General features: G+C 64.5%; 22 protein-coding genes. 16 read left to right on the top strand and 6 right to left on the bottom strand.

Annotated elements, in window-relative coordinates; all coding sequences use genetic code 11:
- Nucleotides 1–85: 85 nt before the first annotated feature.
- From uraH to xdhC, 4 genes are read left to right on the top strand one after another with little or no spacing between them, the layout of a single operon-like run.
- On the top strand, nt 86–451 hold the full coding sequence (uraH, locus tag GR138_RS07825) for a hydroxyisourate hydrolase (protein WP_160858037.1): 366 nt from the start codon (nt 86–88) through the stop codon (nt 449–451).
- A 3-nt stretch (nt 452–454) separates the two neighbouring features.
- Nucleotides 455–1,936, top strand: coding sequence for a xanthine dehydrogenase small subunit (xdhA, locus tag GR138_RS07820; protein ID WP_160858036.1), 1,482 nt, complete (start codon nt 455–457; stop codon nt 1,934–1,936).
- Nucleotides 1,937–1,941: 5 nt separating this feature from the next.
- Complete coding sequence (gene xdhB / locus GR138_RS07815; protein WP_160858035.1) at nt 1,942–4,296, top strand: xanthine dehydrogenase molybdopterin binding subunit; 2,355 nt, start codon at nt 1,942–1,944, stop codon at nt 4,294–4,296.
- 4 nt (nt 4,297–4,300) lie between these two features.
- A complete protein-coding gene (xdhC, locus tag GR138_RS07810) occupies nt 4,301–5,149 on the top strand; it encodes a xanthine dehydrogenase accessory protein XdhC (RefSeq protein ID WP_160858034.1) in 849 nt (282 codons plus the stop codon).
- On the opposite strand, the gene GR138_RS07805 is transcribed toward xdhC, so the two are convergent.
- Nucleotides 5,139–6,083, bottom strand: a complete 945-nt coding sequence (locus tag GR138_RS07805) for a LysR family transcriptional regulator (RefSeq protein WP_160858033.1) — start codon at nt 6,081–6,083, stop codon at nt 5,139–5,141. The genes xdhC and GR138_RS07805 overlap by 11 nt on opposite strands.
- A 140-nt stretch (nt 6,084–6,223) precedes the next feature.
- Here GR138_RS07805 and GR138_RS07800 point away from each other — a divergent pair, with 140 nt between their 5' ends.
- Both GR138_RS07800 and guaD read left to right on the top strand, forming a co-directional pair.
- On the top strand, nt 6,224–7,465 hold the full coding sequence (locus GR138_RS07800) for a urate hydroxylase PuuD (RefSeq protein WP_160858032.1): 1,242 nt from the start codon (nt 6,224–6,226) through the stop codon (nt 7,463–7,465).
- Nucleotides 7,462–8,799, top strand: a complete 1,338-nt coding sequence (gene guaD, locus GR138_RS07795; protein WP_160858031.1) for a guanine deaminase — start codon at nt 7,462–7,464, stop codon at nt 8,797–8,799. The genes GR138_RS07800 and guaD overlap by 4 nt, the downstream gene beginning before the upstream one ends.
- On the opposite strand, the gene GR138_RS07790 is transcribed toward guaD, so the two are convergent.
- Together GR138_RS07790 and bhcR are read right to left on the bottom strand one after the other, a co-directional pair.
- The gene (locus GR138_RS07790; RefSeq protein ID WP_202402540.1) at nt 8,800–9,096 is read right to left on the bottom strand and encodes a hypothetical protein; all 297 of its coding nucleotides are present in this window, start codon (nt 9,094–9,096) and stop codon (nt 8,800–8,802) included.
- A 53-nt stretch (nt 9,097–9,149) separates the two neighbouring features.
- Nucleotides 9,150–9,977, bottom strand: a complete 828-nt coding sequence (gene bhcR / locus GR138_RS07785) for an HTH-type transcriptional regulator BhcR (RefSeq protein WP_160858030.1) — start codon at nt 9,975–9,977, stop codon at nt 9,150–9,152.
- A 326-nt stretch (nt 9,978–10,303) separates the two neighbouring features.
- On the opposite strand from bhcR, the gene gcl reads away from it, so the two are divergent.
- From gcl to GR138_RS07765, 4 genes are all read left to right on the top strand, one after another.
- On the top strand, nt 10,304–12,088 hold the full coding sequence (gene gcl, locus GR138_RS07780) for a glyoxylate carboligase (protein WP_160858029.1): 1,785 nt from the start codon (nt 10,304–10,306) through the stop codon (nt 12,086–12,088).
- 20 nt (nt 12,089–12,108) lie between these two features.
- Nucleotides 12,109–12,888, top strand: coding sequence for a hydroxypyruvate isomerase (gene hyi / locus GR138_RS07775; protein WP_160858028.1), 780 nt, complete (start codon nt 12,109–12,111; stop codon nt 12,886–12,888).
- Nucleotides 12,889–12,918: 30 nt separating this feature from the next.
- On the top strand, nt 12,919–13,803 hold the full coding sequence (locus tag GR138_RS07770) for a 2-hydroxy-3-oxopropionate reductase (RefSeq protein WP_160858027.1): 885 nt from the start codon (nt 12,919–12,921) through the stop codon (nt 13,801–13,803).
- A 164-nt stretch (nt 13,804–13,967) separates the two neighbouring features.
- Nucleotides 13,968–15,236, top strand: a complete 1,269-nt coding sequence (locus GR138_RS07765) for a glycerate kinase type-2 family protein (protein ID WP_160858026.1) — start codon at nt 13,968–13,970, stop codon at nt 15,234–15,236.
- A 50-nt stretch (nt 15,237–15,286) separates the two neighbouring features.
- On the opposite strand, the gene GR138_RS07760 is transcribed toward GR138_RS07765, so the two are convergent.
- Nucleotides 15,287–17,086 (bottom strand): ABC transporter ATP-binding protein, encoded by a 1,800-nt coding sequence (locus tag GR138_RS07760; protein ID WP_160858025.1) that lies wholly within the window; start codon nt 17,084–17,086, stop codon nt 15,287–15,289.
- A 256-nt stretch (nt 17,087–17,342) separates the two neighbouring features.
- Between GR138_RS07760 and GR138_RS07755 the strand changes: the two genes are divergently transcribed.
- Together GR138_RS07755 and GR138_RS07750 are read left to right on the top strand one after the other, a co-directional pair.
- Complete coding sequence (locus GR138_RS07755) at nt 17,343–18,545, top strand: glycosyltransferase family 4 protein (RefSeq protein WP_160858024.1); 1,203 nt, start codon at nt 17,343–17,345, stop codon at nt 18,543–18,545.
- A gap of 18 nt (nt 18,546–18,563) precedes the next feature.
- On the top strand, nt 18,564–19,616 hold the full coding sequence (locus GR138_RS07750; protein ID WP_160858023.1) for a glycoside hydrolase family 5 protein: 1,053 nt from the start codon (nt 18,564–18,566) through the stop codon (nt 19,614–19,616).
- On the opposite strand, the gene GR138_RS07745 is transcribed toward GR138_RS07750, so the two are convergent.
- Together GR138_RS07745 and GR138_RS07740 are read right to left on the bottom strand one after the other, a co-directional pair.
- Nucleotides 19,563–20,897 carry a UDP-phosphate alpha N-acetylglucosaminyltransferase gene (locus GR138_RS07745; RefSeq protein WP_160858022.1) on the bottom strand — a complete coding sequence of 445 codons (1,335 nt, stop codon included), beginning with the start codon at nt 20,895–20,897 and terminating at the stop codon, nt 19,563–19,565. The two genes, GR138_RS07750 and GR138_RS07745, sit on opposite strands and share 54 nt — an antisense overlap.
- Nucleotides 20,898–20,907: 10 nt before the next feature.
- Nucleotides 20,908–22,968, bottom strand: coding sequence for a GumC family protein (locus tag GR138_RS07740; protein ID WP_276508775.1), 2,061 nt, complete (start codon nt 22,966–22,968; stop codon nt 20,908–20,910).
- A 373-nt stretch (nt 22,969–23,341) separates the two neighbouring features.
- Here GR138_RS07740 and GR138_RS07735 point away from each other — a divergent pair, with 373 nt between their 5' ends.
- The 4 genes from GR138_RS07735 to GR138_RS07720 are packed head-to-tail and all read left to right on the top strand — an operon-like array spanning nt 23,342 to nt 26,640.
- Complete coding sequence (locus tag GR138_RS07735) at nt 23,342–23,596, top strand: acyl carrier protein (RefSeq protein ID WP_160858020.1); 255 nt, start codon at nt 23,342–23,344, stop codon at nt 23,594–23,596.
- Nucleotides 23,593–24,765, top strand: coding sequence for an acyl-CoA dehydrogenase family protein (locus GR138_RS07730; protein WP_160858019.1), 1,173 nt, complete (start codon nt 23,593–23,595; stop codon nt 24,763–24,765). The genes GR138_RS07735 and GR138_RS07730 overlap by 4 nt, the downstream gene beginning before the upstream one ends.
- 4 nt (nt 24,766–24,769) lie before the next feature.
- A complete protein-coding gene (locus tag GR138_RS07725; RefSeq protein WP_160858018.1) occupies nt 24,770–25,684 on the top strand; it encodes an amino acid--[acyl-carrier-protein] ligase in 915 nt (304 codons plus the stop codon).
- Between the two features lie 2 nt (nt 25,685–25,686).
- A complete protein-coding gene (locus tag GR138_RS07720; RefSeq protein ID WP_160858017.1) occupies nt 25,687–26,640 on the top strand; it encodes a DUF1839 family protein in 954 nt (317 codons plus the stop codon).
- The last annotated feature ends 3 nt before the right edge of the window (nt 26,641–26,643 follow it).

Genomic DNA, 26,643 nt, shown 5'->3' with positions numbered 1-26,643 from the left:
AAGTCTCGAACGATCATCCCGCTTTTCAGTGGGTTGGGCTTGACGGATAGTGGCAGGAGGAGTGCTGTGTTCGGGAGGAAAAACCATGCAATCTCATTCGCAAGGATCTGGTCGGCTGACGACCCACGTACTGGATACCGCGCTCGGCAAACCCGCCGAGGGCCTGCGTATTGAGCTTTTCCGTGTCGAGGGCGATGCGTTCCATCTCCTGAAGACCACCGAGACGAATGATGACGGCCGCTGCGATGCGCCGCTTCTGTCAGGCGAGACCATGAAGGCCGGCACCTACGAGCTGCGTTTCCACGCCGGCGACTATCTCGGCCGCACGGCGGATGGCCCGCTGTTCCTCGATATCATTCCCATCCGCTTCGGGCTTGCCGATGAAGGCGCGCATTACCATGTGCCGCTGCTCGTCTCGCCGTTCAGCTATTCCACCTACCGCGGGAGTTAATCCATGGCCGTCGAAATCCGCTCCGAGCTGCGCTTCATCCTGAACGGCAAGGACGTGGCCCTTCGCGATGTCGCACCGGACCACACGCTGCTCGACTGGCTGCGCCTTTCCCGCCTGCTGACGGGCACCAAGGAAGGCTGCGCCGAGGGTGACTGCGGCGCCTGCACCGTTCTGGTCGGTCGCCTGACACCCGCGGGCGGGCTCGTCTACGAGGGCGTCAATGCCTGCATCCGCTTCATGGGGTCGCTGGACGGCTGTCATGTGGTGACGGTCGAGCATGTCGGTGCCCGCAACGGCCATCTGCACCCGGTGCAGCAGGCCATGGTGGATTACCATGGTTCGCAATGCGGCTTCTGCACGCCGGGCTTCGTCATGTCGCTCTATGCGCTGTGGATGCAGACACCGAACCCGAGCGACCAGCAGATCGAGACGGCTCTGCAGGGCAATCTCTGTCGCTGCACTGGTTATGAGCCGATCCTGCGCGCCGCCCGCGCCATTTCCAGCTATGGCGGGACGGAGAAGGATCCGCTTCTGACTGAACGCGCAACGATGATCGCGCGCCTCAAGGCGCTGCGTGACGGTGCGCGCGTCGAGATCGCCGACGGCAAACACCGGCTGGTCGTGCCGGCCAGCCTCGACGATTTCGCCACCCTTCTGGAGGCATCACCGACCGCGACCGTAGTCGCCGGCTCCACCGATGTCGGCCTCTGGGTCACCAAGCACATGCGGGATATCTCGCCGGTGGTCTTCATCGCCGGGCTCGACGAACTGAAGTCGATCACGGTCAAGGACGGCACGGTCTCGATCGGCGCCGGCGTCACCTATACCGAGGCGCTAGACACGCTGTCGCAACATATCCCGGCGCTCGGCCCCCTCATCACCCGCATCGGCGGCCAGCAGGTGCGCAATATGGGCACGATCGGCGGCAACATCGCCAACGGCTCGCCGATCGGCGACACGCCGCCGGCGCTGATCGCGCTCGCCAGCACGCTCACCTTGCGCAAGGGATCGGTTCGGCGCACCATTCGCCTGGAAGACTACTTCATCGCCTATGGCAAGCAGGATCGCCAGCCCGGCGAATTCGTCGAAGCGGTGCATGTTCCGGTGCCGGCCGCGGCGGAAAAGTTCGCCGTCTACAAGGTGACCAAGCGCCGCGACGAGGACATCACGGCAACGCTCGGCGCCTTCCGTATGGCACTTGCCGCCGACGGCACGGTGGCCGAAATCTGCATCGCCTATGGCGGCATGGCGGCGACGCCGAAGCGGGCCTTCGCCGTCGAGAAGGCGCTTGTCGGCCAACCTTGGACCGAGGCCACGGTAGAAGCGGCGATGGAAAAATACGCGGACGACTATACGCCGCTGACCGACATGCGCGCCACCGCAGACTACCGCGCGCTGGTGGCGAAAAACCTGCTTCTCAGGTTCTTTATGGAAACGACATCCAGCGATGCACCCGCTCAGGTGTCCAGATACGAGGCTGCGTAAGGCCCATGAACAAGCACACTCCCGATCTCAACGCTGAAAAGATCGAAGGCGGCGTCCATGCGAGCATCCGCCACGATTCCGCGCACAAACATGTCGCCGGTTCGGCCGTCTATATCGACGACATCACCGAGCCCGCCGGCACGCTGCATGCCGGCCTCGGCCTGTCGACCGTCGCGCACGGCATCCTGAAATCCGTCGATCTGTCGGCGGTGCGCGCCGCCCCCGGCGTCGTCGACGTGCTGACCCACGAAGACGTGCCCGGCGTCAACGACATCTCGCCCTCCTACATGAACGACGACCCGGTGCTCGCCAATGGCAAGGTGGAGTTTCACGGCCAGCCGATCTTCTGCGTGATCGCGGAAACCCGCGAACAGGCCCGCCGCGCCGCACGGCTCGCCAAGATCGAATATGAGGAACTGCCGGCCGACATCGACATCTGGGATCTCGACGTCAAGACGCACCGGCAGGTCGTCACGCCGCTGACGCTGAAGCGCGGCGACGCGGCGGCAGCGCTTGAAAGCGCGCCGCGCCGTGTGACGGGCCGCATGCGGCTTGGCGGTCAGGACCATTTTTACCTCGAAGGCCAGGTGTCGCTTGCCGTGCCCGGCGAAGACGACGAAGTGCTCGTCTATTGCTCGACGCAGGGGCCGAGCGAGACGCAGCATATGATCGCGCACGCGCTCGGCGTGCCGAGCAATGCGGTGACGGTGGAAGTGCGCCGCATGGGCGGCGGCTTCGGCGGCAAGGAAACCCAGGCCAACCAGTGTGCAGCCCTGGCCGCCATCGCCGCCAAGAAGCTGAAGCGCGCCGTGAAGGTCCGGCTCGACCGCGACGAGGACATGGTCGCGACCGGCAAGCGGCATGATTTCGCCATCGATTACGATGTCGGCTTCGACGACGAGGGCCGCATCCTCGGCATCGATTATACGTTCGCGCTGCGCGCCGGTTTTTCCGCCGATCTGTCCGGTCCGGTCGGCGACCGGGCGCTGTTCCACTGCGACAACGCCTATTTCTTCCCGCATGTGCATGCCAAGTCGGCGCCGCTTTACACCAACACGGTCTCCAACACGGCGTTTCGCGGTTTCGGCGGCCCGCAGGGCATGGTCGGCGCAGAACGCGTCATCGACGAGGTGGCCTTCGCTGTCGGCAAGGACCCGCTCGACATCCGCAAACTGAATTTCTACGACGCGATGGGTGTGGAGGGCGAGCGCAACCTCACGCCCTATCACCAGAAGGTCGAGGACTGCATCATCCAGCGCATCGTCGCGGAACTGGAGGAAAGTGCGGATTATGCCGGCCGTCGCAAGGCGATCGCCGAATTCAACGCGAAGAGCCGCATCGTCAAGCGCGGGCTGGCGTTGACGCCGGTGAAATTCGGCATCTCCTTCACCAAGACCGAATCCAACCAGGCCGGCGCGCTGGTGCATGTCTACACGGACGGTTCCGTGCACATGAACCACGGCGGCACGGAAATGGGCCAGGGCCTGCACCTGAAGGTGGCGCAGGTGGTGGCGGAAGAGTTCCAGATCGATCTCGACCGGGTGAAGATCACCGCCACGACGACGGCCAAGGTGCCGAACACCTCGCCGACCGCGGCCTCCTCCGGTGCTGACCTCAACGGCATGGCGGCGCAGGATGCCGCGCGCCAGATCAAGGACCGGCTGATCGATTTCGCGGCGGAAAGCCATCAGGTGCCGCGCGAGCAGGTGGTGTTCCTGCCGAACCGGGTGCGTATCGGCAATATCGAGGTTTCCTTCAACGAGCTGGTCAAGAAGGCCTATATGGCCCGCGTCCAGCTCTCGGCGGCCGGTTTCTACAAGACGCCGAAGATCCACTGGGATCGCTCGAAGGGCCGCGGCCATGCTTTCTATTACTACGCCTATGGTGCAGCCTGTTCGGAGGTCTCCGTCGACACGCTGACCGGCGAATATATCGTCGAGCGCACCGACATCCTGCACGATACCGGCCGGTCGCTGAACAAGATCATCGATATCGGCCAGATCGAGGGCGGCTTCATCCAGGGCATGGGCTGGCTGACGACGGAGGAACTGTGGTGGGACGGCAAGGGGCGGCTGCGCACCCATGCGCCCTCCACCTACAAGATCCCGCTCGCTTCGGACCGTCCCAAAATCTTCAACGTGGCGCTGACCGACTGGTCGGAGGCCTATGAGCCGACGATCCACCGCTCCAAGGCGGTCGGCGAGCCGCCGCTGCCGCTCGGCCTTGCCGTGCTGCACGCGCTGTCGGATGCCGTGGCGAGTATCGCCGACCACAAGATCTGCCCGCGCCTGGATGCCCCCGCCACGCCGGAATGCGTGCTGATGGCGATCGAGCGGCTGAGAGCCCAGACCAAGGGGTGATGTGATGCCGGCCGCTCGCGAAGATATCCGGGATTTCCTGCGCCGCGAACCGGGGGCGATCCTGGTCGAGGTGACGGGTGCCGCGGGCTCCACGCCGCGCGACACCGATGCGTGGATGCTGGTATCGGAACGGGCGATCTTCGCGACGATCGGCGGCGGGCAGCTCGAATATATGGCGATCGACCAGGCACGCCGGGCGCTGCGCTCCGGTCTCGCCGCCGAACCGATGAACGTGCCGCTCGGGCCGGAGATCGGCCAGTGCTGCGGCGGCCGGGTCGGGCTGTCCTTCACGGCGCTGAACCCGGTCCTTGCCAACGACCTGATCGACCGCAGCGATCGCGAAATGGCGTCACGCCCGCATGTCTATGTGTTCGGCGCGGGCCATGTTGGCGATGCGCTGGCCATGGCGCTGTCGCTTGCCCCGCTGCGCGTCGTGCTGGTGGATACGCGCGAGGACGAACTCGTCGCCTGCACGGTGCCGCGCATCGAAACCTGCCTGACGGCGATGCCGGAGGCGGTGGTGCGCGATGCACCGGCCGGCAGCAGCTTCGTCATCCTTACCCACGACCATGCGCTCGATTTCCTCATCACCGCCGAGGCACTCAGGCGGGAGGATGCCGCCTATGTCGGCATGATCGGCTCGAAGACCAAGCGCACGACCTTCCGCAACTGGCTGGCGCGCGAAATCGACCGGCCGGACCTGTTTTCCAACCTCGTCTGCCCGATCGGCGGCACCACGGTGAAAGACAAACGGCCTGCCGTCATCGCCACCCTCGCCGCCGCCGAGATCATGACGGCGGCGCTGGCATGGAGCCCAACTCGGGTCGACAGCCGGGAAGCGGTCAGTCGCTAGAGGCTTCGGCGGCAGGGGCATCGCCCAACAGCTTGCCGATCAGCCGCTGACATCGCTCGGCCATGAAATCGATCATCAGGCGCAGTTTCGGATCCTGGAAGCGTTTGTGCGGATAGATCGCGGCGAGCTGCACGGCGGCGGGGGGGGAATCCTTCAGGATTTCCACCAGCCGGCCTTCCGTCAGATGCGCCTTCACCTCGAACAGCGGCTTGTTGATGATGCCGCGGTCTTCCAGCGCCCATTGGGTCAGCACATCGCCGTCGTCGCTGTCATAGGGACCGGCGACCTCGAATTTTCGCGGTCCCTCGGCGGTGACAAGCGTCCAGTAATATTCCTTCGAACCGGGATAGCGCAGCAGCAGACAGTCGTGTTTGTCAGCGATCAGCGCGTCGGCATTGGCCGGCGTGCCGCGGCGGGCGAGATAGGCCGGCGAGGCACAGAGCACACGTTCGCAGTTGAGGATGCCGCGCATGCGCAGGTTCGAATCCTCCAGCACGCCGAGCTTGAAGGCGACGTCGACGCCTTCCGCGAGAATATCGACATTGTGATCCGACAGGCGCACGCGCACTTCGATATCCGGGTATTTATCGTGGAATTCCGGGATGCCCGAGGCGATCAGCCGCCGGCCGATGCCGAGCGGCGCGGTGATCCTGAGCGAGCCCTTCGGGTTGCGCGAGAGGTCGGCAATCGCCGCCTCCGCCTCGTTCACCGCCTCGATGATCTTCACCGCGCCATCATAAAACACGCGGCCGTGCTCGGTCGGCGAGAGCTTTCGCGTCGTGCGGTTGAACAGCCGCACGCCGAGATGGCGCTCCAGTTCCTTGATGCGATTGCTGGCAACCGCAGGCGTGACGCGCTGGTCGCGCCCTGCTGCCGAAAGGGTACCGAGTTCGACCACACGAACGAAGACGCGCACATTATCGAGATAGGACATGGTTCTTTCTACCACATTGGCGTGCAGATCAAAGTGGGCGCGATCTTATAGATTTTTTTGAAAGTGTTGGGGATTCACCGGGATTTCCGCGAAAATCGCTTGATGGCAAACAGGTGCATGGAAAATGGGTGGAGGCCCCTATGTACGAATATGCCATTGCCTGGGACTGGCTGATGTTTGCCGTCCGCTGGCTGCACGTCATCACGGCGATCGCCTGGATCGGCTCGTCATTCTATTTCGTCGCGCTCGACCTGGGCCTGAAGAAACATCCCGCCTTGCCGCCCGGTGCGCATGGCGAGGAGTGGCAGGTCCATGGCGGTGGTTTCTACCACATCCAGAAATACCTGGTCGCGCCGGCGTCGATGCCCGAGCACCTCGTCTGGTTCAAGTGGGAAAGCTACGTCACCTGGCTCTCCGGCTTCGGCATGCTCTGTCTGGTCTATTATGCCGGTGCCGATCTCTACCTGATCGATCCGAACGTGCTAGACGTCTCGAAGCCGGTGGCGATCGCCATCTCGCTGGCCTCGCTGGCCTTCGGCTGGATTATCTACGACCTCATCTGCAAGTCGCCCTTCGGCAATGACAACACGCGGCTGATGGTGGCGCTGTATTTCATCCTGGTCGCTGTGGCCTGGGGCTATACGCAGCTCTTCACGGGCCGCGCGGCCTTCCTGCATCTCGGCGCTTTCACCGCGACGATCATGTCGGCCAACGTGTTCTTCATCATCATGCCGAACCAGCGCGTCGTCGTCGCCGACCTCATCGCCGGCCGCACGCCCGACCCGAAATACGGCAAGATCGCCAAGCAGCGCTCCACGCACAACAACTACCTGACGCTGCCCGTGCTGTTCCTGATGCTGTCGAACCACTATCCGCTGGCCTTCGGCACGGAGTTCAACTGGATCATCGCCTCGCTGGTCTTCCTGATGGGCGTGACGATCCGCCACTACTTCAACACCACGCATGCCAATGCCGGCAATCCGACCTGGACCTGGCTTGCCACAGCCCTGCTCTTCGTCCTCGTCATGTGGCTTTCCACGGTGCCGAAGGTGCTGACGGGTGAGGCGGCCGACGCCAAGGTGTCGGCTGTCCAGCAGAGCTTCATCACGGCGGAAGCCTTCCCGAAGGTGCGCGACACGGTGCTTGGCCGCTGTGCCATGTGCCATGCCAAGGAGCCCGGCTGGGAAGGCATGGTCGTGCCGCCGAAGGGTGTCGTGCTGGAGACGGATGGCGACATCGCCAACCACGCGCGCGAAATCTACCTGCAGGCCGGCCGTTCGCATGCCATGCCGCCGGCCAACGTGACCCAGGTTTCCGACGAGGAGCGCAAGCTCTTCGTCGCCTGGTACGAAAGCGCTGTAAACGGAGAAAAGACCCAATGAGCGAACTGCTGATCCGCGGCCGTGTGCTGACCTTCGTCAACGAGCCGCAGGGCATCGACGATACCGCCTCCTATCGCTATTTCGAGGATGGCGCGGTGTTCGTGCGCGGTGGCAAGGTCGTCGAGACCGGCAATTACGCGGATGTCAGCAAACTGGCCGGTGCCGCAGTCGAGGTCGCGGACCACCGCCCGAACCTCATCCTGCCCGGCCTCATCGACACGCATCTGCATTTCCCGCAGACGCAGGCGATTGCCTCCTACGGTGCCCAGCTTCTCGAATGGCTGAACACCTATATTTTCGTCGAGGAACAGAAGTTTGCGCGGCCCGCCCATGCGGCTGCCGTGGCGGATCGTTTCATGGACGAACTCCTGTCGAACGGCACGACCACGGCCGTCGCCTACTGTTCGGTGCATCCCGAAAGCGTCGACGCCTATTTCTCGGCGGCCGAAGCGCGCGGCATGCGCATGATCGGCGGCAAGGTGATGATGGATCGCAATGCGCCGGATGCACTGCGTGACACGCCGCAGCAGGGGTATGACGAGACGAAGCGCCTGATCGAAAAGTGGCACGGCCGCGGCCGCGCGCATTACGCGATCAGCCCGCGTTTTGCCATCACGTCGACGCCGGAGCAGATGGAGATGAGCCAGGCGCTCGTTGCCGAACATCCGGAATGTTACGTCCAGACCCACCTGTCGGAAAACCGCGACGAGATCGCCTTCGCGACCTCGCTGTACCCTGACGCCAAGGATTATACGGACATCTACGCCCGCTACGGCCTGTTGAACGACCGCATGCTGCTCGGCCATTGCATCTATCTGAGCGACCGGGAGATTTCGGTTCTTGCCGAGAGCGGTGCCGTCGGCGTGTTCTGCCCGACGTCGAACCTCTTCCTCGGTTCGGGCCTGTTCGATCGCGATCGTTTCGACAGGCTCGGTGCCCGCTGGTCGGTTGCGACCGATGTCGGCGGCGGCACGAGTTTCTCCATGCTGGAGACCATGGACGAGGCCTACAAGGTGCTGCACCTGCAGGGCCAGCGGCTGACGCCGTTCGCCTCGTTTTACCGCATGACGCTCGGCAATGCCCGCGCACTCGGCCTCCACGACCATATCGGCTCGCTGCATGCCGGCGCCGATGCCGATATCGTCGTGCTCGATTCGGGGGCCAAGTCGGCGATGGAATACCGCATGCGCACGGCCACCTCGCTTGCCGAGGAACTCTTCATCCTCCAGACCATGGGCGACGACCGCTGCGTGGCGGAAGTCTACGTCGCCGGCAAGGCGATGAAGGCGAGGAAAGCCGGTGCCGCAGAAAAGCGCCAGCTCGAAACCGCCTGATCACTTGACGGTGCAGATGCCGTTCGCGCCGCCGTGTCCCGTATAGGAAACGGCGGCCGAGCCATCCGGGTTGATCGACAGCGAGATTGTCACGCCGCCACCCTTGGCCTCGTAATAGTTGTCGTTGAAGACGTGCAGCTTGCCTTCCTTGCCATTGATATAGATCGGCCCGCCCTCGTCCGCGTGAACCTCGATATTGCCGGGGCAGGTGGCGTTGACGAGCGGGATCTTTGCAACAGCGGGACTTGCTGCAAGAAGGGCGAAGGCGGCGATGGCAAAATGGGCTTTGGCTCTCATCGACAAATCCTCTCGTGACGATGCGGCGTAGAGTGGTCGACAGGGCTTTAAAGTCAAGCGCGCTTGGCCCGCCCGCCCATCGCCTTGGTCAGCCCTTCCGCCGCCGCGCGCACGACCGGGCCGAAGGCGTCGACCTTGCTGTCGGGCAGGCGCACCGCCGGTCCGGAGACGGAAATGCCGGCGACGGCTTCGCCATATTCGTCGAAGATGGGTGCTGCCACGCAGCGCATGCCGAGCGTGTGCTCCTCGTCATCGATCGACCAGCCGCGGGTGCGGATCCTGGCAATGTCCTCCAGCAGCGTCGGTACGGAATCACGCGTCTTGTCGGTGAAGTGCTGCAGGGTGCGGCCGGCGAGCAGCGCCTCGATGCGCGCATCCGGCCAGGTCGAGAGGATCGCCTTGCCGATGCCCGAGGCATGGATCGGCCCGCGCCGGCCGGGGCGGAAGAAGGCGCGCATCGGCGCATGGCTCTCCACCTGCGAGATGAACACCACGTCGCCATCGTCCTCGATGGCGATATTGGCTGTCTCGCCGCAGCCTTCCATCAATTGCTTGAGGAACGGCCGGCTGATCGTGCCGAGCTTGCGGAACCGCAGATAGGCGGTGCCGATCTCGAAGGCCTTGACGCCGATCGTCCAGGCGCCCGTCTCGCCGTCATGGGTGACCATGCCGTGCTGGGCAAGCGAGGTCAGCAGCCGGTGCACGGTGGAGGGCGCCATACCGGACTGGTCGGCAAGGTCCGTCAGGGCCGCGCCATCCGCCTGCGCCACCAGCTCCAAGAGCTTGAGGCTGCGATCCAGCACCTGCACCGAGGAGGCCACCGCATTTTCCGCCGGTTTGCGCCCCGGCCTGCCCCGCGTCTTTTCCTGATGGTCTGCCATGCGTTTGTCCCCGTCTGTTCGAATGCGTGCCGCGCCCCCTCATCCGCCTGCCGGCACCTTCTCCCCGGCGGGGAGAAGGGGATTATCGCAGGCGTCTCGTTTCCCTTCTCCCCAGCGGGGAGAAGGTGGCCCGTAGGGTCGGATGAGGGGGGCTTGCGCGCCGTTAGCCCCGCTCATCGCCGACACTGATGACATACCTGTCTCCAATCGATTGTTCCAGTTTCGTTGAAAATGTTTATTTCCATCTGATGAGATTGATTTCCATTTTATGATTGCGCCGCATCGGAAATGCGCTACCTTCGATCTCAAGAGACGGAGGAAATCCCATGGCTAAAATGCGTGCTGTCGATGCAGCGGTTCTGGTTCTGGAAAAGGAAGGCGTCGATTGCGCCTTCGGTGTACCGGGCGCTGCGATCAACCCCTTCTATTCGGCGCTGAGGGCGCGCGGCTCGGTCCGCCACATTCTCGCCCGCCATGTCGAGGGCGCCAGCCACATGGCTGAAGGTTATACCCGCGCCAGCGCCGGCAATATCGGTGTCTGCATCGGCACGTCCGGCCCTGCCGGCACCGACATGATCACCGGCCTCTATTCGGCATCCGCCGATTCGATCCCGATCCTCTGCATCACCGGCCAGGCGCCGCGCGCCCGCCTCGACAAGGAAGATTTCCAGGCGGTCGATATCGCCAAGATCGCCGCACCCGTCGCCAAGTGGGCGGTCACCGTCATGGAGCCGGGCCTCGTTCCCTATGTCTTCCAGAAGGCGTTCCACACCATGCGGTCGGGCCGTCCCGGTCCGGTCCTGGTCGACCTGCCGATCGACGTCCAGCTCGCTGAAATCGAGTTCGACATCGACGCCTACGAGCCGCTCGAGCCCTACAAGCCGGCTGCGACCCGCGCCCAGGCCGAGAAGGCGCTCGCCATGCTCAATGCGTCCGAGCGTCCGCTGATCGTCGCCGGCGGCGGCATCATCAATGCGAACGCCTCGGACCTGCTTGTCGAATTCGCCGAAATCGTCGGCGTTCCCGTCATCCCGACCCTGATGGGCTGGGGCACGATCCCCGATGACCACCGCCTGATGGCCGGCATGTGCGGCCTGCAGACCTCGCACCGCTACGGCAATGCCTCGCTGCTCGCCTCGGACTTCGTCTTCGGCATCGGCAACCGCTGGGCCAACCGCCACACCGGCAACATCCCGACCTATACGGAAGGCCGGACATTCATCCACGTCGACATCGAGCCGACGCAGATCGGCCGCGTCTTCACACCGGATTTCGGCATCGTCTCCGATGCGGGTGCTGCCCTGCAGGTCTTCGTCGAGGTCGCCACGGAATGGAAGGCCGCCGGCAAGCTGCGTGACTGGACCGCCTGGGGCGACGAGTGCCGCGAGCGCAAGCGCACCATGCTGCGCAAGACCCATTTCGACCAGGTGCCGCTGAAGCCGCAGCGCGTCTACGAAGAGATGAACAAGGCCTTCGACCGCGACACCTGCTACGTCTCGACCATCGGCCTGTCCCAGATCGCCGGCGCGCAGTTCCTGCACGTCTACAAGCCGCGCAACTGGATCAACTGCGGCCAGGCCGGCCCGCTCGGCTGGACGCTGCCGGCAGCGCTTGGTGTCCGCGCCGCCGATCCGGATCGTCCGATCGTCGCGCTTTCGGGTGACTACGACTTCCAGTTCATGATCGAGGAACTGGCCGTCGGTGCGCAGCACAAGCTGCCCTACCTGCATGTCGTCGTGAACAATTCCTATCTCGGCCTTATCCGCCAGGCCCAGCGCGGCTTCAACATGGACTTCGAAGTCTCGCTGGCCTTCGACAACATCAACGCATCGGGTGATGCGGAAGCCGGCTACGGTGTCGACCATGTCGCGGTTGCCGAGGGTCTCGGCTGCAAGGCGATCCGCGTCCGCAGCGCCAACGAGTTCCAGGAAGCCTTCAACACGGCGCAGACGCTGATGAAGGAACACCAGGTCCCTGTTGTCATCGAGTTCATTCTCGAGCGCGTCACCAACATCGCCATGGGCGCCGACATCAATGCCGTCGTCGAGTTCGAGGAGCTTGCCGAACGCGGCGAGGATGCCCCGACCGCCACGCTGGCCTTGCTCGACTGATTGAAGAGAAGGAGAACACCATGCCGAAATTTGCGGCCAATCTGACCATGCTCTTCAACGAGGTCCCGTTCCTCGAGCGTTTTGCGCTGGCCGCGAAGGCCGGCTTCAAAGGGGTCGAATATCTCTTCCCCTATGATTTCGACAAGGAAGCGCTGCGCGCCGCCCTCGATCTCCATGGCTTGCGCCAGGTGCTGCACAACCTGCCGGCCGGCAACTGGGCCGGCGGCGAGCGCGGCATCGCGATCCTGCCGGATCGCGTCGACGAGTTCCGCCGCGGCGTGGCCTCGGCCATCGACTATGCGACGGCGCTCGGCTGCAAGCAGGTCAACTGCCTGTCGGGCATCGCCCCGGTCGGCGCCTCGGACGAGGTGCTGCGCTCGACCTTCGTCGCCAACCTGAAGCTGGCGGCGACCGAACTCGGCAAACACGGCATCAAGCTGCTGATCGAGCCGATCAACCGTTTCGATATTCCGGGCTTCTACCTCAATACGCCGGACCAGGCGGCCTCGATCATCGCGGAAGTCGGCAGCGACAACCTGTTCATCCAGTACGACCTCTACCACCAGCAGCGCACCGAGGGCGAACTGATCGGCACGTTCAAGAAGCACCAGGCGAAGATTACCCACGTGCAGCTTGCCGACAATCCGGGCCGCAACGAACCGGGCACGGGCGAGATCGCCTACGGCTTCGTGTTCAAGGCGCTCGACGCGCTCGGCTACGACGGCTGGATCGGCTGCGAATACAAGCCGCGCACCACCACCGAGGAAGGCCTCGGCTGGCTGGCCGAAGTCGGTCGCTAAACCACAAAATTCTGATTGGGAGTAAACAGCATGGCAACTATCGGTTTCATCGGCCTCGGCATCATGGGCACCCCCATGGCGCGCCACCTGCAGAATGCCGGCCACACGGTCGTCACCTCGAAGTTCTTCATTCCGCCGCACAAGGACCTGGTCGATAACGGCCTGCAGATCGTCGAGAGCCCGAAGGCGCTGGCCGAGACCGTCGACACGATCATCCTCATGCTGCCCGACACCCCGGAAGTGCAGGACGTCCTGTTCGGCGAAAACGGCGTCTCCTTCGGCCTCAAGGCCGGCAAGCTCGTCATCGACATGAGCTCGATCTCGCCGATCGCCACCAAGGAATTCGCCAAGAAGGTCCGCGAAACCGGTGCCGAATATGTCGACGGCCCGGTCTCGGGCGGTGAAGTCGGCGCCAAGAACGCCTCGCTCTCCATCATGGCCGGCGGTTCGCAGGAAAGCTTTGATCGCGCCCTACCGCTCTTCCAGCTGATGGGCAAGAACATCACGCTGGTCGGCGATTGCGGCGACGGCCAGGTCACCAAGGTCGCCAACCAGATCATCGTCGCCTTGACCATCGAGGCGGTTGCCGAAGCTCTCGTCTTCGCCTCCAAGGCCGGTGCCGATCCGGCCCGCGTCCGGGAAGCGCTGATGGGCGGCTTCGCCTCCTCGCGTATTCTCGAAGTGCATGGCGACCGCATGGTCAAGCGGACTTTCGATCCTGGCTTCCGCATCTCGCTGCACCAGAAGGACCTCAACCTGGCCCTCCAGGGCGCCAAGGCGCTGGGCGTTTCGCTGCCCAACACCGCCTCGACGCAGGAACTCTTCAACCAGTGCGCCGCCCATGGCGATGCCGGCCTCGATCACTCAGGTCTCGTCACGGCGCTGGAGCGCATGGCGAACCACGCCGTCGCATGACGGCCTGACCGGGCGGGGAGGGGAGCCCCGCCCGGTCACCCCTTCTGGAGGAGGAAGACAGCCTCTCGTCCCGCCGTGCCATCGTCCGATCGGGAGGATGGCACTGGCCTGCGGATGAGGGGCTGTGTTTATTATGATCGACCCGCATGACCCGGAGGAACCGCATGCCGCCCATCGCCGATCCGCGCGCCTTTCTCGAAACCCTGTTTTCCGTCGCGGTCGCCGCCGCGGACCCGGAGAAGGTGCTGGCCGCCAACCTGCCGGAAAAGCCGAAGGGCCGGACCGTGGTGATCGGTGCCGGCAAGGGTGCCGCGCAGATGGCGCGCGCCTTCGAACGGCTGTGGGATGCGCCGCTCACCGGCGTGGTCGTCACGCGCTATGGATATGCGGTGGCCTGCGAGCGCATCGACGTGCTGGAAGCCGCCCATCCGGTGCCGGATGACAGCGGCCTTCTCGCCTCGGGCCGGCTGATGGCCGCCGTCCGCGGCCTCACCGCTGACGATCTGGTCGTCGCGCTCGTCTGCGGCGGCGGTTCGGCGCTGTTGCCGGCGCCGGCCGGCGACCTGACCCTCGCCGATGAAATCGCCGTCAACAAGGCACTGCTCGCCTCCGGCGCGCCGATCAGCGCCATGAACGCCGTGCGCAAGCAGGTCTCGCGCATCAAGGGCGGGCGGCTTGCGGCCCTTGCCTATCCCGCCCGCGTGGTGTCCCTCGTCGTCTCCGATATTCCGGGCGATAACCCCGCCCTCGTCGCCTCCGGTCCGACCATCGCCGACGCCACCACGCGCGTCGACGCGCTGCGCCTTATCGAGCGCTACCGCCTCGACCTGCCCGACGCCGTGATGCGCCATATCCGCGACGGCAAGGACGAGGCGCCGCTGCCGTCCGATGCCTGTTTTGCCCGTAACGAAGTCAGGCTCGTCGCCTCCGCCGCCGTGTCGCTGGAAGCGGCCGCCGAAGCCGCTCAGACAGCCGGTGTCGAAGCCGTCATCCTGTCCGATGCGATCGAGGGTGAAGCCGCCGAAGTCGGCCGTGTTCACGCGGCGATCGCCGCCGAGGTGGTGCGCCGCGACCGGCCGTTCACGAAGCCGGTGGTCATCCTCTCCGGTGGCGAGACGACGGTGACGATCAAGGGCAAGGGCAAAGGCGGCCGCAACGGCGAATTCCTGCTGTCCTTCGCCTGTGCCACGGATGGTTTGGAGGGCCTTTCCGCGCTCGCCGCCGATACGGACGGCATAGACGGTTCGGAGGACAATGCCGGCGCCTTTGCCGACGGCACCACCGTCGCGCGCCTCGCCGGCATGGGCAAGGATGCCGCCGAATTCCTCTCCCGCAACGATAGCTGGTCCGCCTTCGACGCGCTGGACGACCTCTTCGTGCCCGGCCCGACCGGAACCAATGTCAACGACTTCCGGGCGATCCTCGTCCAGTAGCGTGACACGAAATCAGCCCGGAAAACCGGGCTGACTTTTTCGACGGGGCCTCAGGCCATCTCCGCGTGCCCCGTCTGGATGTTCCACAGGGTGCGGTAGAGGCCGGGGCATTCTACGAGCCTGTCATGCGAGCCGGACTGGATGATGCGGCCCCCATCCATCACGTGAATGGCGTCCGCATGCACGACGGTGCTCAGCCGGTGCGCGACGAGGATCACGGTGCGCTTGCCCTTCATCTTGGCGAGCGAGCGCTGGATCGCCGCTTCCGTCTCGTTGTCGACGGCGCTTGTCGCCTCGTCGAGGATGAGGATGGCCGGATCGATCAACAGCGCGCGGGCGAGCGCGATGCGCTGGCGCTGGCCGCCGGAGAGTTTCTGGCCGTATTCGCCGATCTGGCTTTCGTATCCGTCCGGCAGATCGCGGATGAAGCCATCGGCTTCCGCCATTCGCGCGGCCGCCTCGACCTCCTCGCGGCTCGCGGCCGGCTTGCCATAGGCGATATTGTCGGCGATCGAGCCGGCAAACAGCGTCACCTCCTGCGGCACCCACGCCATGCTCTTGCGCAGCCGCTCGCCCGACCAGTCGGCAAGCGGTACGCCATCGAGCGTAATGCGGCCCTTCTGCGGGCGGATGAACAGGCCGAGCAGCTTGATCAGCGTCGACTTGCCGCTGCCCGTCGGGCCGACCAGCGCCACCGTCTCGCCCGCCCGGATGGCGAGGTTGATATCGGTCACGCCGCCGGGACCGGTCGTATAGCGGAAACCGACATGGTCGATCTCGAAGCGGCCGGAGACCGTTGCGTCGTGCTCGCCATGCGGTTCGCCGCGTGGTTCGTCGAGCAGGCGCAGGATGCGGCGCGTCGAGGCCATGGCGCGTTCATAGAGGTCGGCGATCTCGGCAAGCCCCGTCATCGGCCAGAGCAGGCGCTGGGTCAGGAAGACGAGCAGGCCATAGGCGCCGACCTGCATCTGCCCCGTCAGCGTCAGCCAGCCGCCGATCAGGAAGGTGGCGAGGAAGCCGGACAGGATCGCCATGCGGATGATCGGGATGAAGGCCGACGAGACGCGGATCGCCGCACGGTTCGCCTCGACATAACCGAGGCTTTCCTTCGTCAGCGCTGCCGTCTCGCGCACTTCCGCGCCAAAAGCGCGGATGGTCTGGAGGCCCTGCAGGTTGGTGGTGAGCCGTGCGCCGAGGCCGCCGGCGCGTGCGCGCACCGCGTCGTAACGCGCCTGTGCGCGGCGCTGGAACCAGAAGGCCCCGGCAATGATCGCCGGCACCGGCGTAAAGGCGATGACAGCGATCAGCGGGCTGACGATGAAGAAGACCGCGCCGACGAGAATGACGGCGGCAAAGGTCTGGATCAGCTCGTTGGCACCCCGATCGAGGAACCGTTCGAGCTGGTTGATGTCGTCGTTCAGCACCGCGACGAGATCGCCGGAGCGGTTTTCTTCGTAAAAACTCGTCGGCAGGTGCTGGGCGTGGTCATAACAGAGGATGCGCAGGCGGTGTTGCACGTCCTGCGCCAGGCCGCGCCAAAGAATCTGGTAAAAATATTCGAAGAGCGATTCGCCGAACCAGATGAGGAAGGTCGCGATGCCGAGCAGGGTGAGCTGCTGCACCGGATCGGTGATGCCGATCTGTGCCACGAAGGAATCCTTGCCGCGCACCACCACGTCGAGCGCGGTGCCGATCAGGATTTCCGGCATGACGTCGAAGATCTTGTTGATGACCGACGAGGCGACCGCCCGCGCCACACGACCCTTTTCCTCACTGACAAGCGACAGCAACACCCGGAGCGGATGACGCTGGCCGGAGGAGAGCGGGGCAGAAACTGGCGAGGCAGTCATGGGATCGGAACCTGTTTTTGGGGGGCGTAGCGCGCCCGAACGCCAGAGCTGGCGACATCCACGCCTCTAACCGGGAGAACCGGCGCTTGCAATCTCTTAATCCTGTTCGCCAAAGAAGCGCCGCCCAAAGCCTGCCTTAACGTCACCTTAAGGTTGCCCGCGCCTTGATCGGCGCGAAAGGGCGGATGACGCCGCCCGGCATCGCCCGAACCATGTGCGGGTGCAGCGTTTCAGCCCTTTGCGACGGATGACCGGAATGAGCCCAGCAACCATCACCTCCTCCGCCAATGCCTCGGCCCCGCTCGCCGTGCAGGTCGTGCGCCAGTACATCCCGAACCGCGGCGGGCTGGAGGATGTGGTCGCACAGCTTTCCCGCCAGCTTTTGTCGCGCGGCTTTCGCGTGCGGGTCGTCACGCTCGACCGGCTGTTTTCCGCCCCGGACAAGACCCTGCCCGCCCGCGAGATGATCGACGGCGTCGAAGTGGTGCGCATTCCCTTTTCCGGCAGCACGCGGTATCCGATCGCGCCAAAAGTGTTCCGCCATCTCGCTGACGCCGACCTCGTGCATGTGCATGCGATCGACTTCTTCTACGATGCGCTGGCCTGGGGCTGGCTCCTGCATCGCAAGCCGCTCGTCGCCACCACCCATGGCGGCTTCTTCCACACGGCGAAATTCTCCGGCCTCAAGACGCTGTGGTTCAACACGACGACGCGTTTTTCCTCCTTCGCCTATCGCCGGATCATCGGGTGCAGCGCGCAGGATACCCGCACGTTCCAGCGCATCGCCGGGCGCCGCGTCACCCGCATCGACAACGGTGCCGACACGCAGAAATTTGCCGATGCCGGTGTGCGCGAGCCGCGTCGCCGGCTGATCACCGTCGGCCGTTTTTCCGTCAACAAGCGCCTCGACCGGCTGATGGACGCCATGGTGCCACTCGTGGCGGAGAATCCCGAATGGCACCTGGAGATTGCCGGCGTGCCGGGCGATCATTCCGGAGACGACCTGGCCGCCATGGTGCGCGCCCGCGGGCTGGAGAAACATGTCGATGTGCATGTCGGCCTGTCGAACGGCGCCGTGCGTCACCTGATCGGCGACACCTCGCTGTTCGCCTCGGCGTCTGAATATGAGGGTTTTGGCCTCGTTGCCATCGAGGCGATGACGGCGGGGCTGGTGCCGGTGCTGCATCCGAATGTCGCCTATACGGACCTTGCCGCCAGCCATCCCGAAATCCGGCTTTGCGATTTTTCCGATGCGCGGCTTGCCGCCGAAGGTCTAGGCGACGCCTATACGATGCTTTCGCGCGACCCTGCCGGCTATCGCCGCGCCGCAATCGACGCGGCCGCGGCCTATTCGTGGGACCGGGTGGCGGATCGCTACGTCGACGTCTATCGTGCCGCGCTTGGCGACAGCCGGCGCGGCGAGCCACGCGGCTTGCTCACGGAGCGGACCGGCGCCTGAGCCGAACGGAGACAGGGCATGCGATCCTCATCCCGCAGCGGGACACTCTTTCGACTGGTGGCAGCCATGGTGGCTTTTGCGGTTCCGCTCGAGGCGAGTGCTGGATGCCTGCGCGGCATCAATCTCGCCGGCGCCGAATTCGGCGAAGGGCGCGGAACCTACGACAAGGACTATGCCTACCCTTCGGAAAAGACGATCGCCTATTTCGCCGGCAAGGGGTTCAACGCCGTGCGGCTGCCCTTCAAATGGGAGCGGCTGCAACCCCGGCTCGGCCGCGGCTTCGACAAGGCGGAAAGGAAACGGCTTTCCGAAACGGTCAAGGCCCTGCGCGGCGCCGGCATGACCGTCATCCTCGACCCGCACAACTACGCCTATTACGGCGACAAGCAGATCGGCTCGACCGAGGTGCCGGACAGCGCATTTGCCGATTTCTGGAAGCGTCTTGCCGACGACTACAAGGATGACGACGGCGTGCAGTTCGGGCTGATGAACGAGCCGCACGATGTGCCGGCGGATCGCTGGCTCGTCTCCGCCAATGCGGCGATTGCCGCCATTCGCGAGACGGGTGCCAAAAACCTCGTCCTGATCCCCGGCACGATCTGGACCGGTGCGCATAGCTGGGAGGATGACCGTCCGGGCGGCGCGAACGGCACCGTCATGCTCGGCATCCAGGATCCGGCCGACAACAATGCCTACGAGGTGCATCAATATCTCGACAAGGATTTTTCCGGCACGACCGACACCTGTGAGCGGGCGGACGACGCGGTGGGCGCGCTGGCGCATTTTACCGACTGGCTGAAGCGCAACGGCAAGCGCGGTTTCCTCGGTGAGTTCGGCGCATCGGCCAATCCGGCCTGCCTCGACGGGCTCACCCGTATGACGGCGCTGATCGGCAAGGAAGCGGATGTCTGGACCGGCTGGACCTATTGGGCGGCCGGCGACTGGTGGCCGGCAACGGAACCGCTCAACATCCAGCCGACCGCCGACGGCGACCGGCCGCAGCTCGCAGCCCTCGTCTCAGGCGGCAACCTGCCGGCCCGGCCCGGCAGCTGCCTTGCGCTTCGCCGCTAGGCGCTCTGCCAGTTCCTTGCCGTGGTCGAAGGCATTCGAGCTCCCAAGGATGAACCACATCAGCGCCGCCGTCTTGATCGAATAGAACGAGTCGCTGATCAGCATCAGAAGCAGCATGTAGACGATGACCATGGAGTGGAATTTCCACGCCTTGGCATGCACGACCGGCGCATGCACGAACAGGCTCCAGAGCGTGATGAAGCCAAAGAGGCCGAAGGCCACCAGCGAATAGGCAAGGCCTGAATCCGAGACGAACTGGCTCGTCGTTTCGATGCCGAGCACGACGCCGATCGTCAGCTGCGTCAGGATATGCGCCGTCACCGCGAAACGACCGGCGAGATCGTTCGGCCCGCCGCCCTCCACCGACGTCACGCCATAGACCGCCAGCACCGCCAGCAGCAGGAAGGGCAGCACGCTCCAGAAGAGGCGCGGCAGGAGCTGGTAGAACGGGTAGAGCAGCGTGATGAGCACGCAGGTGTAGAGGCCGAAGCGCGCATCCGCCAGCGCCACCACCGTGAAGGCGAGCAGGAAGGTGAGCCACCGCCCCTTGAAGGCCTGGCCGCGAAACAGCGCCCAGGAATAGATGATCACCGCGAAATTGCCCATGGAGACCGGCTCCAGGAACACCGAGGAGACGCGGTGCTGGCCGAGGAAGGGCAGGATGGTGCGCGCTTCCGGGCGCTGGCCGGAGATGAACAGGCCCTTGGTCTGGCCGAATGTCTGGTCGAGCGTCACCGAGCCACGCGCGAGGTAGTAGCCGATGACGTTGAAATATTCGAGGAAGGTCTCGAGGAAGAGATATTCGAACAGGCCGAAGACGACGACGATGACGGCACTTGCCACCACCAGCCGGTCGCAGAGCTTGAGATCGGCGATGCGCCGGCCCATGAAATAGAAGACGAGCGGGATGAGGATGTCGCGAATCGGCTTGGGGTTCACCACGCCGCCGCGCAGCATGAACAGGAAGACCATGTAGGTGAAGAACACGGCGAGGAAGATGTAGAGCCCGGATTTCCGCGTCATCGCGGCGATGAAGGTGCAGCCGACGATCGCCAGTTCCGCCAGCATCACATGGCTGTCGGCCACGCCCATGATGCGCGTGTTGACGAAGGCGAGGAACGGGTTGAACACCAGCGCGCCAAGCACGGTGATGATGGCGAGAAACCGGTAGAGCCGCATGGCAAGCGGCAAACCGTCATCCGTCGCGTCGGGGGACGGCACGGCATGGCGGACGAAGCCGCCGGAGCCGGGAGGTCCTGCATAGGCTTGCCGCGCCGCCATCTCGCTCTCCTCAGGCGGCCCGGTCGCCGATCAGGATGTTGCCGACCAGCTTGTCGCGCCACGGCGCGATTTCGGAGACCAGGGCCGACAGCGCCTCGCTGCCGGTCGCCCCGATGGCGGAAACCACCAGGATGCCGTCGACATGGCGCAGCACGGCGGGAAGGATCGCCTCGGCCGGCGTGCCGCAGCAGTCGATGATCGTGAAATCGGCAGCCTCGTCGCGGAACGACGTGCTGACCCGGGCGGACGAAAGGACCGAGACCTTGCGCAGTCCGCCGGAGCCGAGGCGGCGGAAATGCAGCATGTCCTCGAGTGTCTGGGCGTGGCCGCGCGAGTGTCGCTCGCCGGAAGGCCGCGCGAAATCGGTGCGGATCTTCACCGAACCGGTGGCGCGCAGCGGGCTCTGTGCCACGCGGCGAAGCTCGCCGTCGGAAAACAGCACGTCCTGCCCGAGTATCTGCAATTCGCGTGCAATGCCGAGTGCCGCATTGCCGTAACCGGCGCTGCCGGCGGAGAGCACGGCGATCGTCACCGGAACACCCGGCTCGAACTGCGCATCCAGCAGATGCGCCGCGCGCGTGAGGCCCGAGACGCGCGGTGTTGCATCGTGCCGCGCCGCATCACGGCCGAACGGCACCACGCGGGCAAGCTTGTCGCTCCAGCGGCTTTCGCTCCGGCCGGCATTCTCGTCCTCGATCACGGCGATGACCGGTGCGCCCGTCTTCGTGACGAGGTCCTTTTCCGAGCGCACGGTGCCGCCGAACAGTTCGCGCACCACGGCAAGCGCTGCACCGGCAGCCGTGCCGAACAGGATTGCGGCGATGAGCACAAGCAGTTTCGGCGCCTGGATGGCCTTGCCGGACGGCGTGGCCGCCGAGATGATGCGCGAATTGCCGTTGCCGAGATCCTGCTGGCGGCTCAGCTCCTCGGCACGCGTCAGGAACGACTTGTAGACCGCGTCGATCGCGTCGGCTTCGCTGATGAGCTGCGCCAGGCGGTAGCGGACATTGCCATTGTCGCCGGTCGCCGTCGCCTGTTCATCGAAGCGCTTCTGCACCGCGGCGAGGTTTGTCTGCGCCCGCTGATAGGTGTTGGCCGAGAGCTGGCGAATGCGCACGAGCTCCTTTTCAATCGCCCCGCGGATGCTGGCGATCTGCGAGCGCACGGCCTTCATCTGCGGATGGCCGTTGCCGAGATTGGCCGAGAGCTCCGCCTGGCGGTCGAGCATCTGCGAATAGCGGCTGCGCAGCCCCGTCAGCGCGGTGGATTGCAGCGCTTCGGGAATGGCGCCCGATTCGACATCGGACATGTTGAGCTGTTGCGCCTGGTCATAGGCGGTCTTCTGCTGCTCGGCCTGCTGGCGGGCGGCAATCAGCTGCTGGTTGAGTGCGGCAAGCTGCTGGTCGGCGATCAGCCCCTGTTCACCGGTCGTCAGAAGGCCGTTCTCGGCCCGGTAGGTCTCCACCTTGGCGCGGGCATCGAGCACGCGCTGGCGCAGCTCTTCCGTCTGCTCCTCGATGGTCTTGGAGGTGCGCAGGTTGACGTCGAGCCGCGACGTGTCGGCGATGCGCAGATAGCTTTCGGCGATGGCATTGGCGATCTTTGCGGCCATTTCGCTGTCGCGGTGCTTCATCTGGATGGTGAAAACGAAGGTGTCGCCGTTGCGGGCGACCAGCAGGTTTTCCAGGATGGCATCGACGACGCCGTTCGTCGCATCTCCCTCCGCGGGCTTGCGCCCGAGGATTTTCGACATCAGGCCACCACCGCCACCGGTGAGATATGGGTCCTTCTCGAGGTCGAGACGCTTGACGACGTCGCGCAGCACGTCGCGCGACTGGAACAGGTAAAGCTGGCTGCCGATCAGCTGCTGCATGTTCATCGTGCCGCCGGTATCCGTGCCGACGACGGGGCCGCGCTGGATATCGACAAAGACTTCTGCCGTGGAGCGATAGAACGGCTTCTGGGTCATCACGAAGCCGAGCGCGAGCACGGCACAGGCGAGCGCGCAGAGAATCACATAGTGGATTCTCTTCAGCACAATTCCGGGCAACTGAAAAATATCTATGTCCATGGAACGCCTGAACGGCCGCCTCTGGCAACCAGCCTGCTGCAATGATGCTCTGCCACGACGCAATGGCTGCGCGATGGCTAGATCTGCACAGTCTCAGGATATGGTTAACAAAGCCTCAATTTTGCCGGCGCGTATCAGCGCGGCACACCGACAACTTCTTGCAACCCATTGAAAAACAAACGTGGGTCAGACTTTCTTCAGGGCGTTCCGAAAAATGACGCCCCGGATCCGGCCACATCGCCGCAGCGCTTCACCGAATCTTATCCATGTCCCTTCAGCCGATCTTATCAACCGTCGGTTATGTCTTTTCGGAAGAATACGACGACGGTCCGCTGTCCGGCCGTGAACGACAAACAACGCGATGGAGAACAACATGAAGCAGAAGATCCGTGACATTCTGGCCAAGCACGGCGGTCTCCCGGTGCCGGTCGATACGCTGGCCGACGACGCCGATCTCTATGCCGCAGGCCTGTCTTCCTTTGCCTCCGTTCAGGTGATGCTCGGCATCGAGGAAGCCTTCGACGTGGAGTTCCCCGACAACCTGTTGAACCGCAAGTCCTTCCAGAGCATCGCCGCGATCACGCGGGCGGTCGAAGGTCTGACCGGCAGCGCGGAGGCCGCCGAATGACCATGACCGTCGGTACGAGCCTTGCGGAACGCGCCCAGCGCGTGTCCGCCGTGGCCGCAGTGCATGCCGACGACGTGGACGCCAAAGGCCGTTTCCCGCGGGAAGCCGTCGATGCGATGATCGCCGAACGGCTGCTGTCCATCCAGATCCCCGCAGCCCTCGGCGGCGAGGATTGCTCCCTTTCCGAGATCGCCGAAGCCTGTTCGCTGATCGGCCAGAGCTGCTCGGCCGCCGCCATGGTTTTCGCCATGCACCACATCAAGCTGTCGAGCCTCGTCTCGCATGGCGCCGGCGACACCTGGCATTCCGCCTTCATGCGCCGGGTCTCCGACGAACAGCTGCTGCTCGCTTCGGCGACGACCGAGGGCGGCATCGGCGGCAATCTGCGCAACAGCATCTGCGCCATCGAGATTGACGGCGACACCTGCCGCCTCACGAAGGACGCCACCGTCATTTCCTACGGCGCCCATGCCGACGCGATCCTCATCACGTCGCGGGCGCATGCCGACGCCGCCTCGACCGATCAGGTCATGACCGTCTTCACCAAGGACCAGTACACGCTGGAGCAGACCCATGTCTGGGATACGCTCGGCATGCGCGGCACCTGCTCGGACGGCTGGCTGTTCAAGGGCGAGGCGCCGAAGGAACAGATCCTGCCCAAGCCCTTTGCCGAGATCGCCGCACAATCGATGCTCGCCACCTCGCACCTGCTGTGGAGTGCCGTGTGGTACGGCATCGCCGTCAACGCGGTTTCCCGCGCCCAGGCCTTCGTGCGCGCCGCTGCGCGCAAGAGTCCCGGCGTCACGCCGCCCGGCGCGTTGCGGCTGGCGGAAGCCTCCAACCTGCTGCAGCTCGTCAAGTCGAACACGATTGCCGGCCTGCGCGAATACGAAGCCGCCAAGGCGGATCCGGACCGGCTGTCCTCCATGGGCTTTGCGGTGGCGATGAACAACGTGAAGATCGCCTCCTCTGAAACGATCCTCGCCATCATCAACCAGGCGATGCTGATCGTCGGCATCATGGGCTACAAGAATGGCACGCCGTTCAGTATCGGCCGGCACCTGCGCGATGCCCACTCCGCCCAGCTGATGATTTCCAACGACCGCATCCTCGGCAACACGTCCAACCTCCTGCTTGTCCACAAGCAGGACACCAGCCTGATTGGGTGACACCATGGATATGCAGACCTCCCTTCTCGACAGGCTCTTCGATTCAGGCCTGCTCATCGATACCGGCGTCGAAGGCCTCTATGGCCGCTCGGGCGCCTTCGAGGACGTCATCGCCCGCTTCGAGCGGCTGATCGACGCCTATGGCGGCCGTGATGGCGCAGAAGCCATGCGATTCCCGCCAGGCATGAACCGCGCGCATTTCGAAACCTCCGGCTACATGAAGAGCTTTCCGCAGCTCGCCGGCACCGTGCACAGCTTCTGCGGCGGCGATGCCGACCACATGAACCTGCTGCAATGCATGGAAGTGAACGGCGACTGGACGAAGGACCAGAAGGCGACCGACATCGTGCTGACGCCGGCCGCCTGCTATCCGCTCTATCCGACCATCGCCAAGCGCGGTCGCCTGCCGGCCAAGGGCGGCCTCTACGATCTGCAGTCCTATTGCTTCCGTCACGAGCCCTCCAACGACCCGGCCCGCCAGCAGCTTTTTCGCATGCGCGAGTACGTGTGCATGGGGACGCAGGAGCATGTGACCGAGTTCCGCCAGACCTGGATGGACCGCGGTCTCGAAATGATGGCCAAGGTCGGCCTCGACGTGACGATGGATGTGGCCAACGATCCGTTCTTCGGCCGCGCCGGCCGCATGATGGCCAACAACCAGCGTGACCAGAACCTGAAGTTCGAGCTGCTCATTCCCGTCACCTCGGCCGCCAAGCCAACGGCCTGCATGAGCTTCAACTACCATCAGGACGCTTTTGGCGCGAAGTGGGGGCTGAACCTCGAAAACGGCGACGTCGCGCACACTGCCTGCGTCGGCTTCGGCCTGGAGCGCATTGCGCTCGCGCTCTTTGCCCGCCACGGCATGGATATCGCGACCTGGCCTGCGGATGTCCGCAAGGTTCTGGGATATCAGGACTGAGCATGGCTGCCGTCTTCGCCGGGGCCAATCCCGAGACCTACCGGCCGCATGCCCTGCACGACGCAGAGCGCATGTGGCCGGAGACGAATTGTTATGTCGACCTATGGATCGAGGTGCTGAATGCGTTCGGCAGCCATCCCGAGGCGATGCTCGGCTTCTCGCTGACCCAGGATTTCGAGGGCGACCAGTTCACCTTCTTCAAGGTGCCGCTGGAAGACCTCGAAGCGCTCTATGGCATCCGCGCGACGGAGCTTGCCATCTTCGACACGGTCGAGAGCCACATCGCGACGCAGATCGCCCGCGGCCGTCTCTGCCTCGTCGAGATGGACAGCTTTTACATGCCGGACACCCGCGGCGTCGCCTACCGTCAGGAGCACGGCAAGACGACGGTGGCGATCAACCGGCTGGATCTCGAAGCAAAGCAGCTCGACTATTTCCACAATGCCGGCTTCTTCCGGCTGGAAGGCGAGGATTTCGACGGCCTGTTCCAACTGAACTACGGCCCCGACGCTCTGCCCTTCCTGCCCTATACGGAATTCGCCAAATTCCCGGAAAAGCGCCCGGACGACCTGCATCTGCGCCGCGAGGCAAAACGCCTGCTTGCTTTCCACTTCGCCCGGCGCCCAACGGAAAATCCGGTTGCGGCCTTCGCGAAGGTGTTTCCGAAGCAGGTCGAGGCCGTGGCGGATCGCCCCTTCGGCTTCTTCCACAAATACGCCTTCAACACGCTGCGCCAGCTCGGCGCCAATTTCGAGCTGGCCGGCAGCCATCTAGACTGGCTGGGCCTTGATGGCGGCGACGCCGCGCGCAAAATTTCGGAGACGGCGAAGTCCGTGCAATTCCAGCTTGCCCGTGCGGTGACCCGGCGAAAGTTCGATCCGCTGGCAACGGCGCTCGACCCGGCAATCGAGGCGTGGGATACTCTGATGTCGGGTCTTGCTGCCCGCATCGACTGAAGG

Origin of the sequence: Shinella kummerowiae, from assembly GCF_009827055.1 — a bacterium.
Lineage (GTDB): Bacteria > Pseudomonadota > Alphaproteobacteria > Rhizobiales > Rhizobiaceae > Shinella > Shinella kummerowiae.
This window is presented reverse-complemented; position numbering and strand designations above follow the sequence as displayed.